Raw genomic sequence first — 22,680 nt, 5'->3', positions numbered from 1 at the left:
GTGACAGCTTTCTGTCATTATGCACACCTTTATAATGGTGCTTTATGTTCTTTTACTATTCAAAAATTCAACCAGCTCATAGACTGTCGTTACCGGATTACTGTCTCGGCAGATCACAGCAACCTGATCTCTGGTTAATCTCTCCACTCGTTCTTTTGCGTACTGAATAGCTTCTGGCTGGTGTTCCAGCAATTCTTCAAAAACATCCACACTTTTTCCGTAATTTTCCAAATATCCTTTGTTTTTCAAGATGTCAATTACCATAGCAGAATCTTTCAAATATCCATTCCGTTTTTCAAAATGGAGCAGATACCAATATTCAAATGCCGGATTGGAATATGCGATTTTGTACCCATGCTCTTCCGAATAGGAAATTGCAGCTTGAAGCTCAGAGTCTTTATTATCATCACAGTCAAATACACACCAAAGCTGATCTCCGTCTTTCGGATAATAATCCGCTTGGGAGATCAGAGATTTTGCGTGTTTCACCAAATGTTCCGCCGCTTTATGTTTTGATGGAATTGGGATAATATCCACCAGGCAGTTTCGTGAACGAAAATGTTTGAAATAAAGCGTCTCTGTTTCTTTTCCTTCGCAGATGATATAAACAATCGGTTTACGCTTCCGCCACTTAACTTTGTTCGGATCATACTCTTTTCGCATCTTGCTCATCAGGCGTCACCTCCGATAAAAGGGATTGCACCAAATCGTCCCTGAAGATAACCCTTACGCACATTTTCTCCTTTTCTTGGAGAGAAAGATGCCAACGAGTAAAGCTCTGTTGCACAAGTCTCATCGTTTTTTTCAGCAAACCAAATCTGATCTCTTCGGAAGAAATTCAAGTCAAGCAGCATTGCATCGTGTGTTGTAAAAATCAGCTGCGCTCCCTTTGTATTGACAGCCTTATCCTGCACCATTTCAATCAGCCTTTTGGTTAAAAGAGGATGCAGACTATCTTCAATTTCATCAACAACTAAAAGTGCGCCGTTTTCAAGTGCCTGCAACCATCCTCCGATGCGGGCAAAAAAGTGTTGTGTACCGACAGATTCCTGCTCCATTAAAAGCTGAAAGTATTCTGTTGTACCGTCCTCGTTAATGATTCGATGTGTTGTCGTAATAGCCGGTATTTTACCAGAGGTGTTCTTGATTGTAACATCGGTGATTCCAAGATCGGCAAGCAGCAATTCTTTTAAGATTCGAGCTTTCTTATCATCACCGCTGACAATCTGGGCAACAGTTTCTGAGGTAGCTGGCTCTTCATCCATCAGGAATGTCAACTTTTCCAGAAACCACCGATAAGCATTTTCCGTCTGAGGCAGATTCCAGTCATTAGAGGACACCAGATAGAGCTTATTGTCCGGTGTTCGGTTACTCAGAGTAACCTGCTCATTTACATTTTCCCGGAACTCATACACTCCATTTTCTCTTGAAAAAATTAAGGCTTCACGTCCATTCGGCCAATGGTAAAGATACTCTTTGTAAATCTTCTTTACATCAAAAGAAAAACCGTATGTGTAACGAACTCCCTGAAAAATAAATACCATTTCAAAAGAAGTCGGAACCTTTGTTCCTCCAAACGGCTCCCACGGCAACTTTTGTCCCTTAGAAACTTTTGCAGCATTTCCCACAACCATTTCTTTCATTGTCATCATTGCATGTAATACGTTACTTTTTCCTGCTGCATTTGCACCGTAAATTGCAAGTACGGGCAGCAATGCCTTCTTTTCATCCGGATGAAGCAGATACTCATCAAATGACTTATCCTTAGAGGCCGCAAGGCTGATCACGACACTGTTCTTTATTGACCTGTGATTTTCAACTGTAAACTGAATCAGCATAATTGAATACCTCCATTCTCAGTATTCGTATTTTCTGTCACCATTATAACAGTTAAAAATGCCTTGGTCAATATTTATGACTTGTTTTTGCAGTTTTTCTGCTAAACTTATAAATAAATTCTTTCTCAGTCATACTTGAGACTCCTATTGATTAGGTCCTTTGTCTCTCGACTACTATGACCTCTGTCCACTTCTGTGTGTTAAGTATTGCTTTAGGCAATGGTTACCTCTTTCAAGGCTTATCACACAGACCTCCCTAGGTACCACACGTTTCTTCCTCTCCATCTATCTGCCTCATTTATCATGTCAGATTGCGTGTAGTTATTGGACTTTGGCTTGTTATGCAGTCTCTTTTCATCTAATTGTATATCCTATAATCCTCCAGACAGAGGATACTGTCGGCGACCTCATTTAAGAACTCTGTATCGTGAGATACGATAAAGATGATGTTATCTTCTGTCTTCATGCTCTTTATCAGCTTTGATATTTTGAGCATATTTTTATAATCCATTCCACTTGTTGGCTCGTCAAAGAATATGAATCTCGAGTTTTTGCATAGAACAGAAGCTATAGCGACCCTTTGCTTTTGACCACCCGAAAGACTCATAGGATGTCTGTCTCTTAGTTCAGTAAGGCCTAGCCCTGATAGAATTCTATCAACAGTATCCTGTTTCAATTCTTTAACTCCCAGCTTCATTTCCTCTTCGACTGAATCAGTGAATAGCTGGTGATTGACATCCTGCATGACCAACGAGGAAGCCTTAATTCTCTCCTTCTTACTACAAACTCTCTCTCCGAATAATATCTCACTTTTATCATTCTCTTCCAAACCAGTTAAAATTCGCAAAATGGTGGACTTACCACAACCATTCTTTCCTACGATTCCATATATTTTCCCAAAATCAAAGGATACATCATACATTTCAAGTTCTCCCTTGTTGGCAAAATTAAAGGAAAGTTTCTTGATTATCAGGTCTTTTCCACCATTGTTTTTAGGCTTATTTAAGACTGTTTTATGTCTTGAGCGAAGTCCAAAGCCAGCTATCTCAGTATCCGTAACCTCCAAAAAGCCCTGTGCAGTGTACTCTCTCGCTATTCTTCCATTTTGAATGATAATTATTCTATCTGCCACACCCATTAGATAATAAATCCTATGCTCCGCAAGGATGAGTGTTATCCCTTTATTTTTAAGAATGATTAGCATTTCTTTTAGGATATCAATATACTTCTCATCCAAGTTAGATGAAGGTTCATCGAGAACAATGATTTTACAGCCGGATATATAACAGGCTGCCACAGAAAGTATCTGTTTTTCTCCTCCTGAGAGCTCAAATATACTTCGTCCCAGTAGATACTCTATCCCAAATACATTAAGCATATCTTTCATTCGGCTTTCCATTTCTTTTTTATCAAGCCCTATGTTCTCAAGATAAAACAGAAGTTCAAGAGTGGTATCCACATTGAAAAAATGTGTCTTAGGGTTTTGAAAAACACTGGCTATCAAAAGAGATATTTCATAGAGTTCAAGGTTTTTAATCTCCTTTTCACCAACCTTAATACTTCCTGATATTTGAGCATTTTCATATTCAAAGGCTAAGCCGTTGATAGAGTTGATAATAGAAGATTTCCCACTTCCACTCTCTCCTGTAAGTAACACACATTCTCCATCAGCTATGTTAAGGCTTATATCATTTAATACCTTATTCTCCCCATAAGAAAGGGATAAATTCTCTATTCTCAGCATACAAAACCTCCGACTGCAATTGCAGCTATCAAAGATATATAAATAAAATCAATCAAATGCACTCCCACAGTTATATATCTTGTTTTCTTAATAGGATTAGCTATACATTTGGTCTCTGCTGCCTTTGCTATATCATCAGCTATGTTTGATGATATGATGAGGAGGGGAACAAGTACGTATTCCAGGTATTTAACAGGATTCTTGGTATCTATTCCCCTTATCTTCATCGCCATCTTGATATTATTTCTCTCCTCTGCAAATGACGGAAAGAAGCGAAACATAACTGCTATTGGTATGGATACTGCACTCGGTATTTTAAGAGCATCCATGGACGAAATGATACTTCCCACATCTGAGGTTTTTATCATATATTTCCCTGCGGAATACGGAAGATAAAACATCCTGCATACAAAAACTAGGGAAAGAAGCATCTTCAAAACAAGTGGAAATGTAGCAAGCACACTGAAGCTTGGCGCAAAAAACAAAACTCCAAATACAATGATGTTCCTTATCCCGTCCTTTATAAGTCCATTTATAAAGTACATTGTAGAAATGGTGAGTACTGCCGCCCATTCCAAGTAGTGATTCATAGAATGAGCCACTCCCATACCAAGTAGAATTACCGCTATAAATTTGGTTATGGGGGTTGGATTGAGCCTGTTATTCTGATTGTAAAACATCAGGCAATACCTGCTTTCGTAAAATGTTTTTTAAGTAGGATTTTACCAATGTACGCTCCTATAAGGCCTCCAATGAGAGCGCCTGCATAAACAAGCGCCATATGCGGATAGGTGATAAGTTCTATCAGAGCATCCACATATTCCTTGCCCATCATCATAGATAATTCAATATACTTTTCTCTTGCCAAAAGCATCTGCATAAGAGAGCCGCAAATCCAGGTATTAAATACCATAAATGCAAGCATATTGAACTTAAGAGACTTATATCCACCAGCTCTTCTAATCATCTCAGCTATAAACATCACCACCAGTGAGTGAAGTACAATCACATAAGTGTGTCCGCCTAAAAGCATTATAATAGGCGAAATCATCCCAAGTATAAACAGTGCCCAAGGCTTTTGTACCTTTGCCATAAAAAGCATAATAATTGTTCCGGTTACAATCCCCAGTACAGTAGGATATATCAGGAAGAGAATCGGTATCACTCCCATCATCCCAACACCAAACATAAACACAAAATATATTACTGTGAATACTCCTATTGTCACCAAATCCTTTATTTTTAACTTATTATCTTTCATCTCTATCCCCTTTAATAACTAAATTCTTCTGCCAAGTTAGTTTTTTCAATAAGATTTTTATATACCTTTGATTGTTCTAAAAGTTGTTTATGAGTTCCTGCTGTTTCAACCCTGCCATCGTCAATAACAACTATTTTATCCACATTTTCTATGGACTTTAACCTATGAGAAATGATAATGACTGTCTTATTCTTTATCAGCTTATTTAGGCTATCCTGAATCTTTTTCTCGTTGTCTACATCAAGGCTTGCAGATATTTCATCAAGGATAAGAATAGGTGCATCCTTAAGAAACGCCCTTGCTATCGACAGTCTCTGTCTTTCTCCACCTGAAAGCTCAGCTCCATTCTCACCTACTCTGGTATTAAAGCCCTCCGGAAGCTTTTCAATAAAGTCCATACAATTAGCGAGGGCTGCAGCCTCTTTTACCTCTTCATCAGTTGCACTTTCCCTGCCAAGCCTTATATTTTCAAGTATGCTGGTATTAAAGAGAGTCACATCCTGGAATACTATGGATATCTTCTTAAACAAAGAATCCGTTGATATATTTTTAATGTCTTTTCCGTCTATCAGTATGCTGCCTCCATCATAGTCATAAAGCCTTGATACTACTCTTAAGACAGAGGTTTTACCTGAGCCCGACAAGCCTACAAGGGCAGTAACTTCACCCTGCTTTGCAGTAAAGCTCACATCTTTTAGCACCTTACTCACTTTGTCATAGGCAAATGATACATGGTTAAACTCTATGTCATATCTCGTAAGCTCCGTATCCTCACCCTCCTGAAGTACCGCACTCTTAATCCCCTTAATCCGCCTTACCGCAGGCTCGATATAGGACATTTCCGTCAAACCCTCGACAGAGATATCAAAGAGCTCTTTTACTTTGATTGCTCCTATAATGTAACCTATAAGGTATAAAAGGCTAATCTCTCCCTGTATTAGAAGCTGTACACCTACTGCTATTACTACAGCCACACTGATATACGATAGGGACGATGATAGTCCTACTGCAATCATAGACAGAAGCTCAACCTTAAAATGTGCCCTCTCGCTCTCTTCCATTTTCTTATATAAGGACTTTTTTACCTTGTCCGACTGGTTGAAGCTGCTTATTTCCTGCTGGAGCTCTATGGTCTCCTGAAAAAGCTCAGAGTTCTCCCTAAGTACTCCAAAATATTTGCTGTACTCAGATACCTCCTTTTGCTTAGCCAATGGGTTGATTAAGAAGCAGATAAATGTTGGTATAATGGCAGCAAGTCCGAGTTTCCAGTTTCCTATAAGCATCATAATTCCCATAATAGGGAAGAATAACCACATTCCAACTACCTTGGGTATGGAGTGGCTCATAGCGTGTTCAATCCTCTCCACATCAGACATTATCGTCTGTGAAAGGTCTGACAAATCATGTTTTGAAAAATAAGACAGTGGTAGTTCAGCCAAATTTTCCGCTATCCCACTCCTTAGATTAGCAGATTCCTTATAAGTCGCATTGTATAGGCTTACATACTCCTTAGAGAGTAAGATGTACATAAAAACTAATGTGAAAATGCCCATAACAATGTATTGTATGGTACTATATGCCTTTCCGATGACAAGTTGATTAAACAATGCCATTAAAATAAACATTGGAGCGATATTTATACAATATGTCAAAAAGCAGTATAAAGTCGACTTTGAAAGATTGGCTGCCCCCTGTTCAGATAGGGCATATCTTTTCTTATAATAGTTTTTCATTTGACACCCTCCAATCATTTGCAGTTTCATATAAGTTTAAAAGCCTACTGTATTGTCCCTGTGCAGATAGTAACGAATCATTATCTCCTCTTTCCACAATCCTGCCATTCTCCAAAACGATGATTTCATCTACATTCCTAATGCTTGTCATCCTATGTGCTATCATTATTACAGTCTTATCCTTCATCAGGTTCTTGAAGGCTTTTTGTAATTCGTACTCATTATCCGCATCTATAGCGGCGCTGGCTTCATCCATTATGACAATAGGAGAATTTTTAAGAATTGCTCTGGCTATAGCTATCCTTTGCTTTTCTCCCCCTGAAAGGTATACTCCCTTTGAGCCGATAATAGTATTCTCGCCATCCTTAAACTTAGCAATGATTTCATCACAGCCCGCAAGGCTTAGAGCCTTTAATACCTCTTCTCTTCCGGCCTTTTCATCAGCAAGTGCAACATTGTCATATATTGACTTCTTAAACAGCTTACTGTCTTGAAATACGAATGAAATGCTTCGTATAATAGCTTCTTTTGAGTATTCTTCAAGTCTGTGGCCGCCTATCTTAATAGCTCCCTTATCCACCTTGTAAAATCCTGATAAAAGCTTTGCTATTGTAGACTTTCCTGAACCTGAATGCCCTACCAGAGCGTATGTTTTCTTCTCCTTAAGTGTAAATGACAAATCCTCCAAAACTTTATTTTCACCATACGAAAAACTCACATTTTCAAATTCAATATCATAGTTGTCAAAGTCAGTTCTATCTCCGTATGAGAGCTTGTCTTCCTGCATTTTTTTATACAATTCTTCTAAGTGGTCAATGGCAAAGTTCGCATTAAAAATATTCATGCTTGCCCACATTATCTTCATAAATGAAACCATGATTACGCCACTTATAAAAAATATCATAATAAGCTCAACCGCCATAAACTTCGGATTTTTTACCTCTGCAAGGAAGACGCTAAGCGGTATGCTTATAATTGCAATCAATCCTAGGAATATCAGCTGGTATAAAACATACGGCCTTTTACAAGAAATAGAATAATCAAGGGCATACCTTGAATAATCCGTAATAGCATCGTATAAAGCCTTAAAGGACTTTAACCTGGTACCAAATATTTTAACAACCTGCATACCTCTGATATACTCAACAGTTTCTGAACTGAGTCTGTCAAGGGCTTCCTGATACTTTTTCATAAAATCTTTGTTTCCCATCATCATGCACATAATTAGTCCACAAACAACCGATAATACTACAATGAGAATCCCCACTCTAATGCTTATTAAAAATGACAAGACCAGTGTAAAAATCGGAACTAAGAAAGCTTGTGAATTGTCAGGCAGCATATGTGCCACTGCCATATGTGTCTTGGCTGCATTATCATCTATTGTTTTTCTGATATATCCTGAAGAATTCAGGTCAAAAAATCTAAAACTTGAGTCTGTAAGCCCGTCAATTCCTCGTTTTCTAAGGTTTGTCTCAAGGCGGAATGCCAGCTTATGTGATACAAGCCCGGATGTAAGATATAGGGCAGCACTTACGCATAGAAAAACTACTATTTTAACCGAATACACTCCGGCATTCTCATAGTTATCATTTACGATAACTTCATTCAAAAACAAGTATATGTAGTAATATCCATATACCATTAAAAAGGCAGATACCGCCGAGATTAATATTGCCAAATAGCCAAGCAGTTTAACCTCCGGAACATACCTGAATAATTTTTTATAAACTCCCATTACCATTCTCCTTTCCCTGTTCAAACAAATAAACCATCATGTCCTCCAAATACCTCCTGTTCTTCTTAAAGTTCTCTCTAGCGTCTAATACATTAGAAGCCAGTATTAATGCGTTCATGTAATCAGTAATAAACTGAGCTATATTAGGATTAAATAGCCATTCTGAATCATTTTCAAAGACTCCCTTAAAGCTCTCCATAGTCTCAGTCTGTAAATCAAGCATCATAGTCTTTAATTCCGGATTTCTTTTCCCGGCGATTAGGAACTCTACATAAAGAGGCATATAGGGGTTGTCATCAATTATCTTGTCTACAAGCTGTCTTGCCATAAACTGCATCTCCTCTCCCTTTTTACATTCGCTTAAATGCTCTTTTATGACATTGTTTCTGTACTCAATTCCAAACCTCATAATATCCTTAAATATCTCATTCACGCTTCCATAATAATGATATACACCCCCTTTAGATAAAGTAGTTCCAGCGATAATCTCCTCCATAGTTGCCTTTTCCAATCCCCTTTCGGAGATTACCTTTGCCGCCGAATTCATTATTTCTTTCTTTCTTTCAGCCGCAGTAAGCCTTTTTGTGTCAGTCATATCGTCAACCTCCATTTTTACCGACGCTATCGTCGGTAAGAATATTATAAAACTGTTAGACTAAGCTAACAATAGGTTTATTGAGAATAATTGTCAATAATTCAAAAAATTTTTCTATAAAAAAACACCCAGGTTATTCACCTGAGTGCCATAATAACTCTCCTTCATCAATGCCATCACTTCGTAGTTATACCAATCTCAACCTTTTCTTCTTTTGACAATGTTCTGCCTGAAAGAATCTCATCAACCTCCTTTGATGCCTCTTCTTCACTTAAAACCCTGTATATGGAAGTTACCATATCGTAAGACCAGTCACTTATTTTTTCACCACTTTTCTCAAAATAATCTCTGTCTATAGTTATTAACTTACCATCAGGAGAAATGTTACCGCTCACATTATACCTCCTTAATGCAATATCAAGAGACAGCTTTAGCTTTCCTGTTGAAAAATCGATTAGATAACATTTTCTATCTACATCATTGTTTCTGATTATCATTAGTTTATCAGTGTTTTCATTATATAGGTTTACATCATAAAAGCTCTGAGGTGTCTTTAGGCATTCATCATCCATATCCCAGGAAGAAAGCCCTGAAGTACTGCTCCACTTAAATATGCTGTTTTTCTTGATTCCTCTTACTATTATTTCATCTTGTGCTTTTTCGACATTTATAATCTCGCCGTTAATCTCATCTATCCTCTTTCCTGTCTCAAGATTATACAAATATGCAGTTCCGGATAGCATATTCACCGCCACTATCTTAGAATCCTTAGACAGCTTGATATTTAATACATTATCTTTTATCTCACTATAGTTCTTTACCAGCTTCAAATCGCCTACATCATAGACGTTTAACCCCTCTGCACTGTCCACTACAAAGATATTCTTTGAGTCATCAGAAAAGGTGATTACTGAAGCCGCATTATTTATCTGTATCATCCTTTTCTCATTCTTAACAAGGTCGTAAAGCTTAAGTGCCTTAGGTGCAGCATCAGATATATCCTGCTTAAATATCAGGGCATAATATCTGCCATCATTAGATATCTGGCAGAGATTTGTATTTTCTGAGAGAGAATACGTAGATGGTTCATCTACAACAATTTTCTTCATCGTCCTTGCGTCATCATCTGAAACTGCCAAGTCTTTACCATCAAAAAGCAAAAGATGTGAGCTGTCGTTTGAGCTAGCCATTATCCTTGCATTGATAGTATCAGCCTCTACCTTTGATTTTAACTCTATTATCTTAATCGTCTGGCTTTCGTGAGAGTTCGCAAGTATCTTACTTCCGTCTTTTAAGAAAATGAATTCAGTTGGCACACCTCCACCATAACTAAGTCCGGATTCTACTACAGTCTTATCTCTCCAGATTGAATAATTCCCATTTTCTCCAAATCCCACCACAGTATTAGTTGCATCATTATAGGTAAAATACCTCATATTTAAGTTTGGAAAATATATTTCATCAGTTACGTCACCACTTTTTCCATCTAGTATAAATACCTTAGGACTTGACTTAAGTACAATCTTATCGCCGTTGCTACTTTCTATAAGCAGGTTTGATTCGATTATATTATTCATTGTAAGCTTTTTATTAAATACCTCTTTACCTGTTTGTCTTGAAAGCTTCAGGACTTCTGAGTTTGTAAGCAAAAGAAGATTATCCCCGTCTAGTGAGTATTTTGCAACCATATAAGGCTTTTCAACTTCTGCTCCTCCAAGGCCCTTCCCTTTTTGTCTCGGTATCACCTCAAGAATCTTGCCATCAACCACATTTCTTCTTGTAAGCTGCTCTTCAGAGTTAGAGTTTAAGGCTACAAGCATTTCATTTCCATCTTTGCTTATATCAATTGATATTATCGGTTCATTTACCACAAATTCGCCCAGTTTTTGCCAGTTAGCTGTATCATAAGTATAGAAAACTATGGCATTATTAGAATTTACGGCATAAAATAGCCTTGTTCCATCCTCAGAGAACCTTGCAAGCATCGGAACTCCCTCTATCTCAAGCTTTGCAGCCTCTTTTCCACTCGCAAAGTCATATACAATACAGGTATTGTCAAATGATGCTGATGCCAGATATTTATTATCCTTTGAAAAATCAACCATTTTTACCTGCTGGCTATGCCCTGTAAATACCTTAATAACCTCGCCATTTTCCACCTTTGCTACTGCCGTATCATTGTTCTCAAGTCCATAAGCCACATATTTCTCATCATTGCTTACAGCCATAAAGGTAAGATTGTTTTTAGTTGAAATGGTCGTAAGCGTGGATGCACCGCTGTGGTATAAGCTGCTGTTTAATATATACTCTTCATCGGCTTTTAGGGAAGAATAATACTTCATGTCCTCACTAATCATTCCCATAGCCTCTTTTGCAACCAGAACTCCTTTTAGGTAGTCTCCCTCTTTGAGGAATTCCTTAGAGGTCTTCATAAGTATATTGGCATTTGACTGTACAGCCTCTATTCTTGCCTGCTCAGCCTTTTGATAAGCATTTGCCATAAATATGCCAAAGAGCAGAAATGCTGCTCCTGATACTATAGATATATTTAATATTCTCTTACTTCTTCTCTCTTTATCCCTCTGTTTAAGGTCGCCAAAGGTACAGCCAAGGATGGCTGCCATTATTCTGTACTTTTCAGTTTTTAATATATTGAGGGATTCTTTTGTAAGCTCCTTAAGGCTCTGTCTGTCATTATCCTGAAGATAGGCATATCCCTTAAAATCAGATTTTAATACCCTCTCAGGTCTTAAATCCGCTGCCAGTATCTCATACTCCGCTTCCTCATTACTACTTTCTTTTCCTCTTAGAGCCTCAGGAAAAGCCTCAAAAGGCTCACCCTCTACCAATACAGGGATAATTCTCTCTTCCCCGTGTATACTCTTAAATATCTCGACCTCTTTCTTACACCACTCAGATAAAGGGGTACGCTTTGAGCAAATCACAATCAGATATCTGCTGGTTTCAAGTGCCTCTTTTATAGAGGTGCTAAGGTCTCTTGCGGCTAATTCTTCTCTGTCTCTAAACACTCTAAATGTCGGTCTTTTGCCATTCTGATAGAACTCCTTAGGGGCTTTGAAGGTCTCTATCATCTGATGAACCTGCCTTGCTATGCTTTGGTCAGGCTCCACATGTCTATAGCTTATAAAGGCTGTGTACTTGTACTCTTTCTCGTTATAAAAAGCTTCTGCTTCCTCCATCCTTTCAGATGAAGTGCTGTCTATATGCTCTTTTTCCATTTTATTTCTCCGTTTTAAACAATGTAAATACCGATAACAAATCATACTCAGGATGACAGATGTCAAACTTATCACCTATGATTATGTCCCAATCATCTATGAGGCAGGGATGAGTTTTTAAGTTCTCATCCTTATTTTCTCCGTAGACAAAATTCATTGCATAGTAGCTGTTACACCACCTTTTATGCTCAAGTCTTGATAGAAAGTCTAGTATAGGATTGTCACTTAAATACCCTCGAAATCTTATCTTAAACTCTTCCCAGTCTTGTTGCATAATATCCTGCAAGGCACCAAACTCTTCAAACTTTTTAGATAAATAATTCCTTATTTCATCATCTGAATTGTCAAAGAAAATTTTTCTAAGTATCTCTTCCTTAACTCTGGCATGAGTAGCTGACAATCTTGACGATGTCCTCTTTACATAGGAGAGTTCGTTCCAACTGCTGCCACTTCCCATCCCTGACATTTCCACGGCTTTATTATAGCTGTCATTGAAAGTCTTGGCCCTTTCATCAAGTGACTCCCTTATCATAATATCGCTTGTCATTATCTGAGAAACATCGCCAAATACAAGGATATTATCGCTGTTCTTTGGTAAAACATAGCTTAGGTCGATATTGGATACATTTCTAATTATCTTAGGAAGACTTCCAAAATATCCTGTCAATGTCTTAAGGTATTTAAGGCTTTTCACCACATCCTCATCCATCATAAAAATAAGCGATAGGTCTCCCTCATTTTTTATCTTGGTAAGCCCCTCCTGCAGCGAATTCCTACTGCTTCCAATATCAATAGCCTTTAAGTTCAAGGCATTTTTTAGTCCCTCATTTTTGTCAAGTATTGCTGCCATCTTAGAGTCCGCTGCCTTGTCCATTATACTTACTTTGGTATTTGCTTTGAGGCACAAGGTCATATCATTTGCAATGTGCTTTAATAAGACCTCAGTCAGTTCATTCACGCCTAGAATGAGGATATGCATATTTCTAATGCTTTCACCAATTTTTTCTAAAGAAATCATATTATCCATTTGTGACAGGTCATTAAGACTGCTTTTTAGGCTCTTAAGTACGCATTTATCCGACATAAGCATCCTAACAGTCAAATCCCTCTGGTCAAAATGTACGGTATCTATCTTCTTAAGAACCTCTGCCTCCTCTCTCGCGCGGGTGATGACATCTTCAATGTAAGAAGATACTGTCTTTGATTCACATTTTACATAACAGGTAATATTTCTTTTTGGCTTAATTCTCTTTATTACATTGGCATATAGAGCATAGTTTACAAGGTCTGCTTCGGAGCAGAAAAACATATATTTAACCTTATTTATATTTACAGTATTTAAGAGCTCCCTTATCTCATTTTTACCGCTTTTTTCAAAATCAATCTGATATGTAGCTATCCCCTTTTTCTCGTATTTAGCCTTAAGATTGTCATCAATAAACTGCCTTGATATAAGGGAAATCTTATACGGAGTCTTTTCATTCATCAGATTGGTGATTAACGTCTCTGACATCAGGCTTTTTTCAAAAATTAAAATATGATTCCTGCTAAACTTGTTGATTACTATGTTTTTCAGGTGAAGTAAGGTATTGGATATCTTGGTAAATACGAAGGCGGAAGTAAGAATCGGTGCCATCCACTTTGCGATTTCATAGATAATCCCCGGACTGTCATCGGGTGATATCGGAGGTGTAAATAAGAACATCTTTAAAATGCCAAACAGTACATTGGAAAGCCTTAAAAAAGGATTCTCTATGCTCACACTATAGTATTCATAAAGACTCTGGAAACCAAAAACCAGAGTCATAGCAAATAGAACAAAATATATTTTTTTCTTGTAGTAAGTTTTATTTTCCTTCATTATACCACCCTAAACATTGTACAAATCTTATCTATTGATATACAGCACCGTCTTATCAAAGCTTTTCATATCCTTAACACAGGTATACATCATCATTTCCCTAAGTTCTTCATTCATTCTTATCATCTTCTTAACTACACCGTCTTTACCATCCTTTAATAGAGGAGGGAGGATGCCTCGTCCGACTGAAACCGCGTCTGCTCCAAGAGCCAGAGCCTTATAAGCATCATAGCCTGTATCCATACCGCAGTCTACAAAGATTTTCATATCTGAGTTTTTAAGTTCCTCTTTTATCTTAGGGAGAATCTGGAGAGGAGCTATTGCAAAAGGAAGACGGCCATGGTGATGAGATACAACTATTCCTGCACAGCCTGCGTCTCTTGCTTTAAGCGCATCCTGTACGGAAAGCACACCCTTTGCCACAAATGGAAGGCTAGAAATACTTACATATTCCTTTAAGTCCTCGAAGCTAACCATTCCCATAGGGAAGCCGTCAACTACATCGTATTTTCCGTCTGTTCCGGGTACATGGTCAATATCCACGCCAACTGCAGTACTTCCACATTCGATGGCAAATCTAATCTCTGATATGATTTTTTCCTTATCTGCAAATGGCTTGATAATGCGTACAGTATCAGGATTGTGACTTGTTATCGAACGGTAAGCCTCATCATCCTCCATGCCTACCCAGTTCAGGCAGTTCATCTCTTTTGCAGCCAGACTGTATTCCTCCATAGGAGTACGCCCATTTTCCAAGACTTTATTTAGATGTGAAAATGCAGGCGTCATTATAGGGGAAGCATATTTTTTCCCAAATATCTCTGTCGTAGTATCAACTTCCGTGCTGTCTATCACACGCATTTCAACGTGGATATTATCAAGAAAAGCACGATTATATACATTGGCGTCATCTGCCTTTCCACTGGTTACAGGTATTACACCCGGCTTACCCGGCCAGATATTTTTTGTCTCTTCCATAAAACCTCCTTTTTAATTACTATGTATTTGTCGAAGTTAAAACTTAACTCAAGTTTCAAACATTGTTAACTTCTTAACAGATATTCTTAATCAATATTTCAAAATAACCCTTAACAAATGCCTCATCTGCAAATGGCATCACATTGTAATTGCCTTTGATGTCTAAGTTACGAAGGCAGTTGCTTATAATAAAAACTAAGAGCAACATAGACCACCAATGCTATTAATAAAAATAGAGAAATAAATGCCGAAACAAACTCCTCCTTTTCCTCCGAATCCAAGATTTCCCTTATCTGCAAAGGTACAGGGAAGCCTGTAGGACAATAAAAATACAAGATTACTCCCAAAGAAAAGACAGGACTATCCATTTTCTCAGGAAATACCAGGAAAAACGAGGCTATTATCCCACTACAAAATATGAGTCTGATAACTGCCAACTTAAAAAGACTTGATAAATAACCTTTCTTTAGCCTTATACTATAACCCAGGCTAAAAAGAATTAGTCCTGAAACAGGCGCTATTATCGCATTCATTGTATTTTCATAGATTGAGCCAAAGGTACTGCTTTGTGACAGCAGTCTCTGTAAGCCCGTCAAATTGGTAATAACTGCAAGCAGGGCCGCTATTACAAAGGGTGCTGAAATTACCTTTTTCACCAGTGGCAATAACTTTAGCTCATCTTTGCGCCTTATCTGTAAGACCGTAGGAACGAAAATAAAGTTAATTAGGATGCCCGCAAGGTCAAAGGGAATCAGATTCAAAATATAGGATGAACCCACAATACTCAAATACAAGGGAAGAGCAACAGCCCCTCCCTCGCAGGTTAAAAGTAAAAATGGAGATAAATCCCTTAAGTTCTCCGGCAACATCCTACATATTATCTTTCCTAAAAAGTAAACGACAATCCAGACTCCTATTAAATATATTATTTCGAGAGCAATATCTCTGTCAAGGACAGAGCCTGCAACTATATGGTAGATAAGAAAAGGAAATAATATATCTAATGCGATAGTCTTTAGTCCGTTATTTTGTTCGTGATTTATCCATCCCTTCTTTCTTGCGTATATGCCTAAGAAGAGAATGAAAAATACAGGAAAAATAGTAGATATTGCTTGCATATTATCCCTCATAAATCGGATACTTCTTAGTCAGGCCTGAAACCTTAGAAAGTATCTCTTCCTTGCTGTTTTCAAAATCAGTTGCAACCTTATAGAGGCAGTCTGCTATCACAGCCATATCCTCTTCCTTAAATCCTCTAGTAGTTACAGCAGGTGTACCAATACGAACTCCTGAAGTTACAAATTTTGAGCGAGGATCATTAGGAACACTGTTCTTATTCAGAGTAATGTTTACTTCATCGCAGAGGTTCTGCATATCTTTACCTGATACCCCTTCGAAATTAGTCAAATCTACAAGCATAAGGTGGTTGTCAGTACCTGAAGAAACCAGCTTAAAGCCCCTCTTAATCAACTCGTCTGCAAGAGCTCTGGCATTTTTTACAACCTGCTCTTGATAAGCCTTGTACTCAGGCTTAAGTGCCTCACCAAAGCAGACAGCCTTAGCTGCAATTACATGTTCAAGCGGTCCGCCCTGGATACCCGGGAATACTGCCTTATTGAAGTTATACTTTTCTGCCGCTTCCGCTGTAGAAAGTATGATACCTCCCCTTGGACCACGCAAAGTCTTATGAGTTGTGGATGTAACTATGTCTGCATAAGGTACAGGGCTTGGATGAACCCCTGCTGCAACAAGACCGGCTATATGAGCCATGTCTACAAAAAGCACAGCTCCTACCTCATCAGCTATCTCTCTAAACTTCTTAAAATCAATTACTCTAGGATAGGCAGATGCACCTGCAATAATCATCTTAGGCTTGTGCTCCTTTGCAAGAGAGAGGATTTCATCATAATCTAAGAAACCTTCGTCTGTAATTCCATAAGGCACAATATTGTAAAAAAGTCCGGAGAAGTTCACCGGTGAGCCGTGAGTAAGGTGTCCGCCTGCATCAAGGCTCATACCCATAATAGTATCTCCCGGGGAGCATACAGCCATTGTAACTGCCATATTGGCCTGAGCTCCTGAATGTGGCTGTACATTGGCATATTCAGCTCCAAATAGCTTCTTCACTCTTTCAATAGCAAGTGATTCCAATACATCTACTTCTTTACATCCGCCATAGTAGCGCTTTCCAGGATATCCTTCGGCATATTTATTGGTAAGAATAGTTCCCATAGTAACCATTGATGCAGTAGACAAAATATTTTCTGAAGCTATCAGCTCGATATTGTTCTGCTGCCTCTCATACTCAGCTATTATCCCTGCTCCTACCTCCGGATCTATCTCACGGATGTAATTCATAATCTCTTTAACCATACTTCCTCCTCCAATCAAATGTGTTTTAGTTTGCACTATATAGACCATTATATGTGTTTATAGCTGTATAGTAAATTAGGAAAAACTTATTACCCCTTATAACTTAATTATCTTTAATGAGTCTTATTGTTTATCAAAAAGTATCCGTTCTCATCATATCGCGGTTTCATGCTTTTTTCAACAATAATTATTTTCTTATATCTTTGTCTTCTTTTACCGTACAAAATTTGTTTCCTGGTGTTCTTCCTTTTCAGGTAAACCGTACTTTTCCTTTCCAAGTGCTATACTCTTCAAGAGAAATGTTATATTTCTTGCAAGAACTCTCATTGTCTGCAACCCTTCCTCATCCTGCAGAGCCTCTCCTTTGTCCGTGCCATGAATGCTATTCCAGTACTGGCTGGATGCAACAGGCATGCCACAAATAGTGAAATACTTATTAAGCTCATCGAAGGTTGCAGACAGTCCTCCTCTTCTTGCACAGACTACACTGGCACCTACTTTCATTGACTTATCAAAATGTGAGCTATAAAACAGCCTATCAAGACAGGCTATAAGTGTCGCATTTGCAGAAGCGTAATACACTGGAGATGCCACTACCAAGCCATCTGCCGCTTCAAACTTCGGAGCTAGTTCATTTACAACATCATTAAAGACACATTTTCCTTTTTCATAACAATACCCGCAGGCTATGCAACCTCGTATATCTTTGTTTCCAATCTGAACTACTTCAGTTTCTACACCTTCCTTTTCAAACACCTTTACCATCTCATCAAGGGCAATGCTTGTATTTCCCTTGACACGTGGGCTTCCATTGATAATTAAAACTTTAGGCATAATCATTCTCCTTTCGTACACTGTAAGTATATGTGTATATTGTTCTCTTTCCTGTCATGACCTCTGCTTAATAAGGTAGCTTATTTCTGAAGCTCTTTGTTTGCCTTCTCAACCTTTAATCTGAGTAAGATAAGAGTTATTAAGAGATTAAAAATCATCGGAAGCCAAAGGTACATAACAAAGAGCATATTAACAAAAGACTGTGACTTAATTGTGGAGTTTTGAACCATCATCCCTCCAAATATGCTTCTCAGGATTACACCATCCACTTATATAATCCAACATATCTCCAATCCATTCTTTAGATAATCCATCCTGTAAGCCATCGTAATATTGAAAAAATAAGTTATATGTATCTTCCTTACTAGTACCCATATCATGTATTCTAACTAAAATACCATATCCCTGCTTACCATAGTCATAATAGTTTTCCTCCGTAATATCATTAGATAGTTGTTTTATCTTAGAAAATAAATTTACAAAATCATCCATTGTACCACCTCTAATTTCTTTTTAGCTGTATTTAAGTCAGAAAACTACATTTCAATTTCATCAACAAGCCTTTAAGCTTAATCTCCTTGACTAGTCCACAGTTTCATGATAACAACAAGGGCAAAGAAATGGGGTTTCACCGTGTATAGATTATTTCCGAAAGGACTTGCTCGTTTCTTTTTTATATCACACATATTTAATATACGCAATACTATCAGTTTGATATATTTGCCAATATTATATCCATATTAGAATAGAACAGCGGCAAATTAAGCTTTTTTAACTTCCCAGTCTCATAAACACTTTTGCATCCATACATAATATCCGTTAAATCATTATGTAAAGTCATGATTCTTCGTGTAAGTTCATTGTTTTTAAACATCATCTTCATGATTATGCCCGCGGGCCTTGCGGGTATTCTATATGGTAAAAGTTCATTTTTATATGGCCTTAAATCTACCCCTCTCGCCTCTACCACCTTAACAGTTTCTCTTATCGTTTTTACTGCAATAGCAAGCATTTGTGGGCTGTTCATTAGGTTTATGGCAAGCTGTTTTGGTTTATTGATATTTCCTCCCTGCGCAGCAGAAGAGGTAACCCCTGCATTGATTGCCATATGAATCCATATCCACTCTACCATGTCGTAAGGAATTTCTGTTTTCAAATCTGCGGATACAAGAAGTTCTATTAAAGAACTGTAATTAGTGATGTTTGATTTTCTTTCGCTTTCAACCATTATATGGTTAAATAACACACAATCAAGCATATTCAGCGTCATACTTCCACCAGCTGTAGGAAAACCTATAATATAGCTATAATCGCCAACTATTTTTTCAATTTCTTTACGACTATACCAAAAATTGCAGAATAAAATCAGGCTTCCTGTAATATTGTTTTTATTAAGTGTCGTTATGGCGTCCTTTATCTTCCCACTAGCCACACTCAAAATAATGAAATCATACTCTGTATTTGGCTTTGCAATATTCACTGTATATTTATCTGATTTTTCTTCTCCTTTTTTATTATAGCGGCCATCCAATATTTTGATGTTTAGGCTTGATGGGACATTGGGGGTATTCATCTCTCTAAGCAAATGTTCAACTTGATGACCCGCTTTTTTAAACACATAGCCATAAGTTGTACCTATTACACCTAGCCCTAAAATACATATCTTCATTTATCCTTACTCCTTATGTTTCAATTTAGTTATTACTCTATCTGATATCATTACAAAAACATATGCCCTTTATAGTAAGCCTATTCATCCTGCCTTTTCGCTTCTATTTTCCAACCTATAATCCAGGCAATGACTAGAAGATAATTCTCTAAAGCACCGATTAAATTAACAATTTGATGCACCTGTAGATAATGTATAAAATGATTAGTCCCAATACCTATTCCACCTAGAATAAGAGCAAGTAAAATTGATTTAAGATAAATCCAATTGTAATGCCTATAAGCAGTAATCAATATAACTAATACCGCAATATTCCAAAAGCCAATTTCTCTTTGCCACCCTGTAGAAATGCCATAAGCAGCATTCCTTCCCATATATTCAGGAGCGAAAATCTGAAGCAATGCTGCCCCGGATATTGCAATAATGAGAATTATAAATAGTACTCGCAAATAAGTACTCATTTTTTTCTGATTCATTGACTTAACCTCCTTATAATCATAGTAAATAGCTTTCTTCAATACTTGGATTTAGGCAGGAGAATGAACTTGTCCCTCCAATAAAAACTCACTTATAAAACTCATTATTCCTTCCTTTGCCCCAAGCGACTTCTCTAGCATATCTACATACACCTCAATATCCTTGTTGCTATAAGCCCCATAATCGAACATATTCTGACTCATAATCAACAACATTTTAACTCTCTCTTCAACATTGGTACACGCAAATATTCCCTGCGCTATCCCTTCTCTTACAATATCTGAAAGAATAGGAACTGCCACTTCAACAATTTTCTTACCAATTTTATCGTGCATTACAATATTTTCTTTTCTTTCCAACACATCTGTTATAACAATCTCATCTTTGTTTGGCTGAAAAGCATACACGACTGAAGCCAGTTTCTGCGGTATAGGCACAGGATTCATAAGAGCTGCTTTCGCTATATTTTCAGCTTTCTCAATCATCATTTCAATAACTGCTTCCAATGTTGCCTCTTTACTTTCAAAATAGTAATAGTATGTTCCCTTTGCAATACCCGCCTCAATAATGATATCGTCTACGCTTGTATTCTCATAGCCTTTTTCAATGAACATACGATATGCAATATTTAGCAGATCTTGCTTTCTTCGCTCACCTTTCTTCATATTCACACCTCACCCTCGACTTTAAGTCGGTTTTTATAATATAACGCCAATTTGTTTTTGTCAATATTTTTTTCGACTTTTAGTCGATAATAGTTATTAAAATTTTTCAACAAGCAATTACTATTAATAAATACTAGCTTAAATCAGTAATCTCCCACACAAACTTTCACCTGAAATAAGACAATATTTACATACAACAAAAAAAGATACACACTCTCACTAATATGTGTATCTTGTGAAACTCAAAGAATTCTTGAATATAATAGCACAACGGATAAGCGCGATAATACTTTTGCTGTAACCCCATAATCGTTAACGAACTGTCTTGTCACTCCCGAAACTTTAGCCAAAAATCGCAACAATCATCGCCTCGTCCTAAAGTCTTTGTTCGCCACCAGAACAATTTTGGATTTAGGTTACCGTATCCTGCGTCATCTCCATCGCAAAATGCCATTGTAATTTCAGGACAGCCGTAGCGTTTGCAGGTATCAAAGTATGGACAGCGAACCATATTGAAGCGTGCTTCATTACCACAGCTTTCAGGAAACTCATAGATAAATCCCGCATCTGTACCAAAACTTTTCTGTATTATTTTAAGGAAGATCTTTGGCATCTTCTTTTCTAACCTAAATAGTTTTATTATCCTCTGAAGATGTGGCTCAATCTTTTTGGCGAGACGTTGAAAATACTCACGAATGTACCAAACAGCCTTTTCCTGTTCAATGCCTTCCGCCAACAAGGTTTCATATACTGCAATACAAGGATAAATACGCTTATATGTATGGGCTTTAAGAGCTTTCGAATCATTGCTGTTTTCGGCACACAACTCCTCAAGCCTTTTTTGTGCATTCTTTTTGATTTTATCGGCTTTAACTTTACCAATATCATCTGCTGCAATATCACAAACACTTCTGATTATTTTATTAAGTTTCATTGCATCTCTCCAAAGCAAATTTACTGTTTTATAACTTTACAGTCATTTTAATAGACAATAATCGTTCAAGTTAAATGCATGTATTCGACTTAAATAGTTTACAATTTTGATTTTATCTCGCCCACCAACTCGTGTACCGTTGTACAAGGACACATCTCTGAGGGTTTTGTTTTCCCCTCTCGTATACACTGTTCCAGCTTTTGCCTTGCTATTTGCAATGCTTTTTCCTCATTCCCTGCTTTATAAAGTTTTGCATACATCTTCTCATCAGCCTTTAAGTACTTCTGTCCTATCATCTTCTCATATCTACGTCCAAATTCAGCGCAACAATTCCAAGAGTCCTGTACTGCAGGCATTGAACCTAGATATGCATGCAACCATATTTCAAAACAAGGATTTGACCAACCAACCTTAATCCCTTTACTCTCAGCTTCAAAAATAATTTCGTCAAAATCCTTAACCTTATCTCTATCAAATACAATCCAAGGAACTCTATATTGCGCATCATAAGCTGTAAGTTCCAGGCATTTATCAATCATTATCCGTGTTTTTGTTTCTATAACTTTAATAACAAGTTTATTTCTTACGCCCGCCTTCAATGATTGATGAAGCCCTGTAAAGAAGCACCGCTCAGTAGCCTCCGTATCTGTAACAATCAGATAGTAGCCTAGTTCCGGATTTTTAAGTTTTCTACTCTGTTCACGATTTTTCCTAATACCTGACCTATCTATTTTCGCCATG

The 22,680-nt window shown here is 37.5% G+C and carries 20 protein-coding genes; all 20 read right to left on the bottom strand.

What is annotated here, in order from left to right; genetic code table 11:
* Positions 1-42: 42 nt before the first annotated feature.
* The 20 genes from JJN12_RS03875 to JJN12_RS03780 all read right to left on the bottom strand — a co-directional run bounded on the left by JJN12_RS03875 (position 43) and on the right by JJN12_RS03780 (position 22,679).
* Positions 43-672 (bottom strand): RloB family protein, encoded by a 630-nt coding sequence (locus JJN12_RS03875; RefSeq protein ID WP_208428451.1) that lies wholly within the window; start codon positions 670-672, stop codon positions 43-45.
* Complete coding sequence (locus tag JJN12_RS03870) at positions 672-1,838, bottom strand: AAA family ATPase (protein ID WP_208428450.1); 1,167 nt, start codon at positions 1,836-1,838, stop codon at positions 672-674. The genes JJN12_RS03875 and JJN12_RS03870 overlap by 1 nt, the downstream gene beginning before the upstream one ends.
* A 358-nt stretch (positions 1,839-2,196) precedes the next feature.
* Positions 2,197-3,582, bottom strand: coding sequence for an ABC transporter ATP-binding protein (locus JJN12_RS03865; RefSeq protein ID WP_208428449.1), 1,386 nt, complete (start codon positions 3,580-3,582; stop codon positions 2,197-2,199).
* Positions 3,576-4,262, bottom strand: coding sequence for an energy-coupling factor transporter transmembrane component T (locus JJN12_RS03860; RefSeq protein ID WP_208428448.1), 687 nt, complete (start codon positions 4,260-4,262; stop codon positions 3,576-3,578). The genes JJN12_RS03865 and JJN12_RS03860 overlap by 7 nt, the downstream gene beginning before the upstream one ends.
* A complete protein-coding gene (locus JJN12_RS03855; RefSeq protein ID WP_208428447.1) occupies positions 4,262-4,843 on the bottom strand; it encodes an MptD family putative ECF transporter S component in 582 nt (193 codons plus the stop codon). The genes JJN12_RS03860 and JJN12_RS03855 overlap by 1 nt, the downstream gene beginning before the upstream one ends.
* 11 nt (positions 4,844-4,854) lie before the next feature.
* Positions 4,855-6,576, bottom strand: coding sequence for an ABC transporter ATP-binding protein (locus JJN12_RS03850; protein ID WP_208428446.1), 1,722 nt, complete (start codon positions 6,574-6,576; stop codon positions 4,855-4,857).
* Positions 6,560-8,314 carry an ABC transporter ATP-binding protein gene (locus JJN12_RS03845; protein ID WP_208428445.1) on the bottom strand — a complete coding sequence of 585 codons (1,755 nt, stop codon included), beginning with the start codon at positions 8,312-8,314 and terminating at the stop codon, positions 6,560-6,562. The genes JJN12_RS03850 and JJN12_RS03845 overlap by 17 nt, the downstream gene beginning before the upstream one ends.
* Complete coding sequence (locus JJN12_RS03840) at positions 8,301-8,909, bottom strand: TetR/AcrR family transcriptional regulator (protein WP_208428444.1); 609 nt, start codon at positions 8,907-8,909, stop codon at positions 8,301-8,303. Before JJN12_RS03840 ends, JJN12_RS03845 begins: the two co-directional genes overlap by 14 nt.
* Positions 8,910-9,085: 176 nt before the next feature.
* Positions 9,086-12,148, bottom strand: a complete 3,063-nt coding sequence (locus JJN12_RS03835) for a toll/interleukin-1 receptor domain-containing protein (RefSeq protein ID WP_208428443.1) — start codon at positions 12,146-12,148, stop codon at positions 9,086-9,088.
* Between the two features lies 1 nt (position 12,149).
* Positions 12,150-14,009 (bottom strand): hypothetical protein, encoded by a 1,860-nt coding sequence (locus tag JJN12_RS03830; RefSeq protein WP_208428442.1) that lies wholly within the window; start codon positions 14,007-14,009, stop codon positions 12,150-12,152.
* A 27-nt stretch (positions 14,010-14,036) separates the two neighbouring features.
* A complete protein-coding gene (locus JJN12_RS03825) occupies positions 14,037-14,987 on the bottom strand; it encodes an alpha-hydroxy-acid oxidizing protein (protein ID WP_208428441.1) in 951 nt (316 codons plus the stop codon).
* A 167-nt stretch (positions 14,988-15,154) separates the two neighbouring features.
* A complete protein-coding gene (locus tag JJN12_RS03820; protein ID WP_208428440.1) occupies positions 15,155-16,105 on the bottom strand; it encodes an AEC family transporter in 951 nt (316 codons plus the stop codon).
* Position 16,106: 1 nt separating this feature from the next.
* Positions 16,107-17,360, bottom strand: a complete 1,254-nt coding sequence (locus tag JJN12_RS03815) for a serine hydroxymethyltransferase (protein ID WP_208428439.1) — start codon at positions 17,358-17,360, stop codon at positions 16,107-16,109.
* A 213-nt stretch (positions 17,361-17,573) separates the two neighbouring features.
* On the bottom strand, positions 17,574-18,194 hold the full coding sequence (locus JJN12_RS03810) for a flavodoxin family protein (RefSeq protein ID WP_208428438.1): 621 nt from the start codon (positions 18,192-18,194) through the stop codon (positions 17,574-17,576).
* 207 nt (positions 18,195-18,401) lie between these two features.
* On the bottom strand, positions 18,402-18,686 hold the full coding sequence (locus JJN12_RS03805) for a hypothetical protein (RefSeq protein ID WP_208428437.1): 285 nt from the start codon (positions 18,684-18,686) through the stop codon (positions 18,402-18,404).
* Positions 18,687-18,900: 214 nt separating this feature from the next.
* Entirely contained in the window at positions 18,901-19,863 is a 963-nt protein-coding gene (locus tag JJN12_RS03800; protein WP_208428436.1) for a ketopantoate reductase family protein, read from the bottom strand.
* Positions 19,864-19,943: 80 nt separating this feature from the next.
* Positions 19,944-20,339, bottom strand: a complete 396-nt coding sequence (locus JJN12_RS03795) for a hypothetical protein (RefSeq protein ID WP_208428435.1) — start codon at positions 20,337-20,339, stop codon at positions 19,944-19,946.
* Between the two features lie 51 nt (positions 20,340-20,390).
* Positions 20,391-21,005 carry a TetR/AcrR family transcriptional regulator gene (locus JJN12_RS03790; RefSeq protein ID WP_208428434.1) on the bottom strand — a complete coding sequence of 205 codons (615 nt, stop codon included), beginning with the start codon at positions 21,003-21,005 and terminating at the stop codon, positions 20,391-20,393.
* Between the two features lie 328 nt (positions 21,006-21,333).
* Positions 21,334-21,939 (bottom strand): L-2-amino-thiazoline-4-carboxylic acid hydrolase, encoded by a 606-nt coding sequence (locus tag JJN12_RS03785; protein WP_208428433.1) that lies wholly within the window; start codon positions 21,937-21,939, stop codon positions 21,334-21,336.
* A gap of 98 nt (positions 21,940-22,037) precedes the next feature.
* Entirely contained in the window at positions 22,038-22,679 is a 642-nt protein-coding gene (locus JJN12_RS03780; protein ID WP_208428432.1) for an RloB family protein, read from the bottom strand.
* Position 22,680 lies beyond the last annotated feature (1 nt).

The sequence above is a fragment of the Catonella massiliensis genome, from assembly GCF_016651435.1.
In the GTDB taxonomy this organism is placed as follows: Bacteria; Bacillota; Clostridia; order Lachnospirales; family Lachnospiraceae; genus Catonella; species Catonella massiliensis.
This window is presented reverse-complemented; position numbering and strand designations above follow the sequence as displayed.